Origin of the sequence: Ochrobactrum sp. S1502_03, from assembly GCF_044435015.1 — a bacterium.
GTDB lineage: Bacteria > Pseudomonadota > Alphaproteobacteria > Rhizobiales > Rhizobiaceae > Brucella > Brucella chromiisoli.
The window spans coordinates 23,615-30,331 of the sequence record NZ_JAYEXN010000039.1; the positions used below are offsets into that span (position 1 = coordinate 23,615).

Genomic DNA, 6,717 nt, shown 5'->3' on the forward strand with positions numbered 1-6,717 from the left:
GTTGTTATACCTAAACTATTGCTTTTCCACGCAGAGGCAAACAATAATTCCTATGCATTGTCCATTCTGTTATCATGGTGCTGCAGGTGAGGAAAACAAACATGTTACGCATTCTTTCCGAAGAAATTGCAGTCAACCTAAAGGACCGTCTGCGCGAGGCTCGATATATGATCCGGCGCAATCGTCATGAAAGTTTGCAAACAGAACGGCCGGCTCCGCGACCCGGTGAAATTGTATCTCCAGAATTGCTGCTGGGACATGCCGCGAGCATGATGGACAAGGCGCTGACAACGGCTGAAACAATTTCGATTTCGTTGATTTCCTCTGATCCGAAAGCACATAGCGGCGCCCCGCATGTGAAGAGCCTAGCAATTTATTTTGGTGGCTCGGCTGAGGGCGTGCGGGCTTTCCGCAAAGATATGTATTACCTCACGAAAGAAGTGCTCCGCCGTCATAAGTTGCAAAATATGCTGATCCAGGAGGCTGTCTTTTTAACCGTTCATGAAAAGGTAATGCAGAACCATGCTGCTTTATTGAAAAATGTATTTTCAGCTGAAGCAGGTGAGAAGAAAATCGCGACAACAGCCAAAGTTGTTGCAGCTATTTTTCTGCAATTGCTTGCCGAAAGACCTGTGCGGTTCATTTCGCTCAATAGCCATTGTGACCCAAAGGCTTTGCGCCGGTTTGAAGCCGCGTGTTTTGCCGCAGTCAGTGTTGCTTGTGGCTTGATCACCGTTAAGGCGGCGGATCTTGCTGGCATTGATCCTTTGGAAAGCGCTATTCTGGCATTGGATGTGCGCGGGGAGCGTCTCATTAAGGCGGCAGAAGATTGCGATCAGGCCAATCTTGAAACTCTGTTCCAGACCCTCATTACGCATCTTCCATGAAATAAGAGCCCGGATTGAATCCGAGCTTTTTGATAGGGGCCTTATAGACGAGGTTTAGCTTCCAAACATATCTGCAATCAGCTTTTTCGCGCGAGGAATGGAAGCAGGGCTCATGCTGAGTTCGGTCAGTCCCATGCGAATAAACTCGCCTATAAGCTCCGGCTTTCCAGCTGCTTCACCGCACATCCCCACCATGATGCCGGCCTCTGTTGCCGCTTTTGCGGTCATCTCAATTGCAGCCATGACAGCCGGATGGCTAACATCGTTAAGCTTTGCAACGGTTGGATTGAGGCGATCCGCAGCCATCACATACTGTGTCAGATCATTGGTGCCGATGGAGAAGAAAGCCGCTTCTTTTGCAAGTTCTCGGGCAGCGAAAACCGCCGCAGGCGTCTCGATCATTACGCCAAGGTCAAACGCGGCAAAAGCTTTGCCTTCGCTGTTCAGCTCAGTGATGCATTCCGCAATAAGGCGCTTGGTTGCACGGATTTCTTCAACATCCGATACCATAGGCAACATGACTTTGAGATTGCCATTCACAGCTGCACGCAACAGTGCGCGCAGTTGTGGTTTGAACACATCCGGGCGGTCGAGACACATGCGAATGCCGCGCCAGCCAAGGAAAGGGTTTTCCTCATCAGGAAATTCGATTCCGGCAACAGGCTTGTCACCGCCAATGTCCAGCGTGCGGACAATAACCGGGTTCGGGGTGAAAGCTCTTAGAAGCGTCGCATAGGTTTCCGTCTGCATATCTTCAGAAGGCAGGTGAATGTGCTTCATAAACAGAAGCTCGGTGCGGAACAATCCAACCCCCATCGCACCCGCTTCGAGTGCCACATCAATCTCTTCCAGCGCGCCCATATTCGCTGCGACTTCAATGATTGTACCGTCGGCACGACGCGGCGTGATGGAGCGGTAAGCATCCAGTGCCTGCTTTTCCTGGAGTGCTTTGGAAATGCGCGCCTCAATTTCGTTGCGGGTGGCTATATCCGGGTCGGCATGAACGATGCCGTGGCTTCCATCCACTGCAACGGTTTTCGCATTCTTAAGATATTGAACTGCACTGCCAAGGCCAAGAACCGCCGGAATGCCGTGCGTGCGTGCAATGATGGCCACGTGCGATGTTGCCCCGCCATGGCCGCAGACAACGCCTTTGATCTTCTTAAGCGGTGCGCGCGCCAGATCCCACGCACCGATGTCCTCAGCGATCAGCACCGAGCCTTCCGGCAAACCTTCCAAATTGATGTCTTCCTTGCCAAGCAGAGCCAGACAAATCTGGCGGCTGACGGCATGAACATCATCTGCGCGCGCGTTAAGATACGGATCATCCAGTGCCGCAAATTGCCCGGCAACCGTTGACGCTGCGGCAAGCATGGCCGAAATAGCGTCAAGGCCACCTCGAATAAGCGCGAGCGCTTCATCGGACAGGCTATCATCCGCGGCAATATCTTTTAATGCAGCAATGATGCCCCTGTCGGCATCGGCCAGATTTCCACCCGACAACGACGCATCCATGCGCTGTTGAACAGTTGCGATTGCAGATTTGAAATGGTCGATTTCTGCATCAATTTCAGATGCTGAAAGTTTTCGACCCGAAGGCTTGATCTCTTCAGGAAAAAACGCAAACGCAGCGCCCAAGGAAACGCCTTCACTCGCCCCAACGCCCTTTATCTGACCTGCAGGCAGCTCGCTCTTGATCTCAGGTTGAGGAGTGGCTGCGACTTGAGGGGAAGCGGTGGAAGTGGCGGCAATCGGGCTGGCTGCCTCTTCAAGGCCCGCCTGTGGATTTTCAAGATACCCGATCAAAGCCTCAATGGCTTCAATCGCATCGGCTCCATCGGCACGAACGGTCACTTCATCAAGCTCTTTCACGCCAAGCAGCATCAGCTTGACGGAGCTTTTGGCACTGACGCTTTTCCCGGCCTTGGCAATTTCGATGTCACTCTCAAAGCCCTTGGCCAGTTTAACAAAGCGCGTTGCTGGGCGCGCATGCAGCCCTTCATGCACCCGGACGATAGTCGAGCGTTCCATTTATGTAAGCCTCAAATCGACATCTAAAACGATTTCACGTCTATCGCACCAAAATCGTTTCAACTGTCTGTTTTAACACGCAATTCTTATCCGAAAAACGGCCAGCTCTAGCCGCCGATGGTGATAATCTGCCCTTCTTTGAGAGCAGCGACAAGGTCTTCGCCTGCTATTTCGCTGGCACAGATTTCACCCGGGCGATCCGTTGAATTCGCACCCGTGAAAGAAATCACAACGTGCCCGATTTCACGCACCTTCTGCCAGGCACTTTCGCCAACGGCAGTAATCTCGGCTTTAAGAGAGCCAATGGTGATCTTTGCTCCAATTGCAGGAGCCCCTGCTTCAGGGCCTTCTTCGACCACGTGAAGAACAGATACCTCTGCCAGTTCAGGTGGTGAGCCGTCTGCAAACAGGATCAGAACACCGCCTTCTGCGAGATCTGCAACCTCCGGGCCGATCGCGGTAATCCGCGTTTTCAGATGTATCGACATAGATGGTCCTTTCTCGGTATTCTCATTTTGGTCTTTTGATTTTTCATAAGCTTGGATTGGGCCTGCTCTCTTTTAAGAGCAGGCCCACCGTTTTTAAAGCACTGCAAGGCTGACAACCCAGGCAATCAGAACGGAAAGCGGGCCCATAAACTGACGGCTGATCAAAACGGCCGGAACACCAATTTCAATGGTTTTCGGCTTTGCTTCTCCAAGCGCCAGACCAACAGGAACAAAGTCACACCCAACCTGAGCGTTGTAAGCAAACAGAGCAGGCAAAGCCATTGCCGGTGCAATGGTGCCATTGGCAATTTGTGGCCCGATAATCGCCACACCAACGACCTGTGCAATAACAGCGCCTGGCCCCAGAATGGGTGAAAGAAACGGCAGGCTGCAAATCGCAGACAGGACCAAAAGGCCCGCAATGTTATTGGCAAGAGGGCCAAGCGGCTGGGCGAGAATATCGCCAATACCTGTATAAAGGATCAGACCGATCAGCATCGTGACAAACGCCATGAACGGCAGCACGTTTCTGACCACCTGATCGATTGTGCGGCGGCCCGCCTGGAAGAAGATACCGACCACCCGACCCATCACGCGGCCGATGCTGCTGATCATACCGACAATGCCGCCATCATTTGGCAGATCGACAGGCTGCGGTTTTTCCTCTTCTTCAACAGGGGCTGATGTTGCAGATGCGCTTGCTTCTGACCCATCCGCGAGCACAATGTCTTCGGGCTTCACACCGGAAACATAAATGTCTTCGGTTATGAACTGAGCCAGTGGTCCTGACTGGCCGACCGGTGTGATATTAACGGTTGGAATGCGCTTGCGCGGATAAACGCCGCAACGCGCCGTGCCGCCGCAATCAACAACGACAACGGCCATTTCGCTTTCAATGGGTGGCGTGCGAAATCCATCAACGGCTTCAGCGCCGGTGAGATCGGCAATGCGTCGGGCGAGCGGATGAATGCCGCCGCCTGTGACCGAAACAACTTTATTGCGCTGCTCGGTTGGCTGAATAACCAGTGGCCCACCCCAGCCATTGGAACCGCGGGAAATCTTAACTGCCTTATAGGTCTTTACCATGATATCCTCCCCGGATTCCGTTTAAAGTTCGATGCCCTGACGCCGCGCCATAATCATGGTGATGCGTTCTGTGAGCATGCCTTTAAGAAGGATGACGAGAAGACCGACAATCGCGTACCAGATGGCCACGCTGATATGATAACCGACCGGAACCGCGCCTTTTTTCTCAAGTTCGAGCAGCGCGACCAGAATGCCGCCCCAGACGAAATATTCACCGGGATTGATGTGCGGGAATAGACCCAGCGGTGGATGAACATAAGAAACAGCAGCATCATAAAAAGCTGGCTTATATTTCTCATCCAGAAACGAGCCAAAGGTATAGGCCATCGGATTGGTCAGGAAGAAAACCGCAAGAACAGGCAGGACAGTGTAGCGGGTAAGCGCGATACGACCCGCACTGCGTGCAAGGCCATGAACGCGCTTTTCACCGACCAGCTCCGTGATCGCGTAAAATGCGGTCATCAGCACGACCAGCGTTGGGATGATACCCGTCACAAAGCCCGAAAAAACCTCGCCACCTTTCTGGAACACACCAATGAAGTGCTTCCCGATTGAAGCCAGCCAGCCAAGCTGTTCTTCCTGAGCAACATTCTGCAAACGCTCTTTGAACTGATCGACTGAAATGCCGCCCGTGCCTGTGGCAGCCCCGGCATCAGCGGGGGCGGTCGTTGTCGCCTGAGCCAGTTGAAGCAGATCATTTCCTGCGTGTTCCGCTGCATGTTTTCCATGCAGGGCGGCATCCGAAATCATGCTTCCGGCCAAATGTATAGATTGCATTGTTGTGTCGGCATGTTGCGCCAACATTGTCACTATCGACATTGTTCCTCCTCGATTGCTTGTTTCAGGCAAGCAACTCCTATGCTCCCACTGCTTTGAGACCCGCGAGTTCGATCCCATCGGACTGATCGCTGATGCGACCGATCTGCTCCATCGCCTGTTTGGTAGCAGCCACCACTTCAGGCTTTCCTTCTCCAATTTCAGGGTTGTCCTGCAACTCGCTCAGGCGCATTCCCTCAAAACCTTCGCGTCGGATAAATTTGGCAAAAACTGTTCGTCCGCTCATTTGCAGAAAGCCCCGGACAATCTGATTACGATCAACAACAATCAATACGATAACGCCTTTGCCGAAACGCGCGCGTACATGCCCCGCCCCCACAAAGCCGTCCGAATACTTTGAAGTGATCCCTTTCATGACATCGGAATAGTGGCGCATCTGAAACCAGACGCCCAAAGACTGAAAGCCCCAAAGCATAGCCAGGCCCAATAAGGCCCACTGCCAGATTGCCATTTTCTCCTCCTCCCACGAAGAGCGAGCGGGATATTTTCCCGCTTCTTCATCCTGCAAATAGAGAACATTTGTTTTCTTGTATGTCAATATGTATAATTATTAGAGGTGACTGAAAGCGAATAGGACCTGACTTTTCAATTGGTTTCGCATAGTATCATTTGCAAACGGGAGGTCGCTCGCGACATGGATTTGCTACTCAGAGAACAAATGGCTTCAATGCCTGATCTTCGGCATCGATTGCGCCAGTTGCGCTGGTTTCGCGCGACATTCCGCAAGCATGCGAGCTTGTTGCATACGCTCTATGGCGTTGAATATGAGATTGATGAAAAGAAGCTGACAGAGGCTTTTCTCAACTGGGTTGAGATTGTCGATCAAAACAAGCGTTTTGCCAAAATAGATCGCAATGATTTCATCACTTTTGCGGCGGGGCTGGTGTTGCGGGAGCTTATTCGTCTTTCACCGGCCAAAGTCATTTCACCACCACGCCATGCAACCGGCGATTCTGCCAGGATGTACGAAATTATCAGCTTCTGGCCGGAAGGGTTTCTCTATACAAATTATTGCATCTGCGCGATTGCGGCTGTTCATGAACAGGAATTCGCAACTTTGCCTGATATTGATCAATGTGCAGATGATCTTCGAACATGGTGGTCTTACAAAGAAAACGTGTCGGAAGTCCCCGCTTACGCAATTGCATTTCTGGATAAGTTTCTGGGCAGTGAACCAAATTGGAGCATGCCTGACATGGCTTCGGCACGCGCTGCTGTAAAACGCGCTCTTGGAACGAACGGCACTTTATTTGAGAAGCCTTGAAGCTTATCGTGCTTTGACGTGCTTGTAAGAGCCGAACCGAAAATTAAGTTGAGCGATTTCAGGAGTTTATGATTCTCTGTGGTTTACCAAGACTACGGAGGATCACATGGCCTGGACTGAAACC

At 51.9% G+C, this 6,717-nt stretch carries 7 protein-coding genes; 2 read left to right on the forward strand and 5 right to left on the reverse strand.

The features are described from left to right. Positions 1-101: 101 nt before the first annotated feature. Positions 102-887: a hypothetical protein gene (locus VBH83_RS17000; protein WP_265985894.1), complete on the forward strand. Its 786-nt coding sequence runs from the start codon at positions 102-104 to the stop codon at positions 885-887. Between the two features lie 54 nt (positions 888-941). Here VBH83_RS17000 and ptsP read toward each other — a convergent pair whose 3' ends face one another. From ptsP to VBH83_RS17025, 5 genes are all read right to left on the reverse strand, one after another. Beyond that, the gene (gene ptsP, locus VBH83_RS17005; RefSeq protein WP_396998748.1) at positions 942-2,918 is read right to left on the reverse strand and encodes a phosphoenolpyruvate--protein phosphotransferase; all 1,977 of its coding nucleotides are present in this window, start codon (positions 2,916-2,918) and stop codon (positions 942-944) included. 107 nt (positions 2,919-3,025) lie between these two features. Continuing rightward, the gene (locus VBH83_RS17010) at positions 3,026-3,406 is read right to left on the reverse strand and encodes a PTS glucitol/sorbitol transporter subunit IIA (RefSeq protein ID WP_265985896.1); all 381 of its coding nucleotides are present in this window, start codon (positions 3,404-3,406) and stop codon (positions 3,026-3,028) included. Positions 3,407-3,499: 93 nt separating this feature from the next. Then, a complete protein-coding gene (locus VBH83_RS17015) occupies positions 3,500-4,492 on the reverse strand; it encodes a PTS glucitol/sorbitol transporter subunit IIB (RefSeq protein ID WP_265985898.1) in 993 nt (330 codons plus the stop codon). Between the two features lie 21 nt (positions 4,493-4,513). Further along, the gene (locus VBH83_RS17020) at positions 4,514-5,311 is read right to left on the reverse strand and encodes a PTS glucitol/sorbitol transporter subunit IIC (protein ID WP_265985899.1); all 798 of its coding nucleotides are present in this window, start codon (positions 5,309-5,311) and stop codon (positions 4,514-4,516) included. A gap of 37 nt (positions 5,312-5,348) precedes the next feature. After that, on the reverse strand, positions 5,349-5,780 hold the full coding sequence (locus tag VBH83_RS17025; RefSeq protein ID WP_396998751.1) for a transcriptional regulator GutM: 432 nt from the start codon (positions 5,778-5,780) through the stop codon (positions 5,349-5,351). Between the two features lie 183 nt (positions 5,781-5,963). On the opposite strand from VBH83_RS17025, the gene VBH83_RS17030 reads away from it, so the two are divergent. Next, positions 5,964-6,593: a hypothetical protein gene (locus VBH83_RS17030; RefSeq protein ID WP_265985901.1), complete on the forward strand. Its 630-nt coding sequence runs from the start codon at positions 5,964-5,966 to the stop codon at positions 6,591-6,593. Positions 6,594-6,717: the final 124 nt, after the last annotated feature.

Excerpts from the sequence above, each read along its gene's own strand:
- VBH83_RS17000 (WP_265985894.1), top strand. The coding sequence starts at position 102 with ATGTTACGCATTCTTTCCGAAGAAATTGCAGTCAACCTAAAGGACCGT.
- ptsP (WP_396998748.1), bottom strand. The coding sequence starts at position 2,918 with ATGGAACGCTCGACTATCGTCCGGGTGCATGAAGGGCTGCATGCGCGC.
- VBH83_RS17010 (WP_265985896.1), bottom strand. The coding sequence starts at position 3,406 with ATGTCGATACATCTGAAAACGCGGATTACCGCGATCGGCCCGGAGGTT.
- VBH83_RS17015 (WP_265985898.1), bottom strand. The coding sequence starts at position 4,492 with ATGGTAAAGACCTATAAGGCAGTTAAGATTTCCCGCGGTTCCAATGGC.
- VBH83_RS17020 (WP_265985899.1), bottom strand. The coding sequence starts at position 5,311 with ATGTCGATAGTGACAATGTTGGCGCAACATGCCGACACAACAATGCAA.
- VBH83_RS17025 (WP_396998751.1), bottom strand. The coding sequence starts at position 5,780 with ATGGCAATCTGGCAGTGGGCCTTATTGGGCCTGGCTATGCTTTGGGGC.
- VBH83_RS17030 (WP_265985901.1), top strand. The coding sequence starts at position 5,964 with ATGGATTTGCTACTCAGAGAACAAATGGCTTCAATGCCTGATCTTCGG.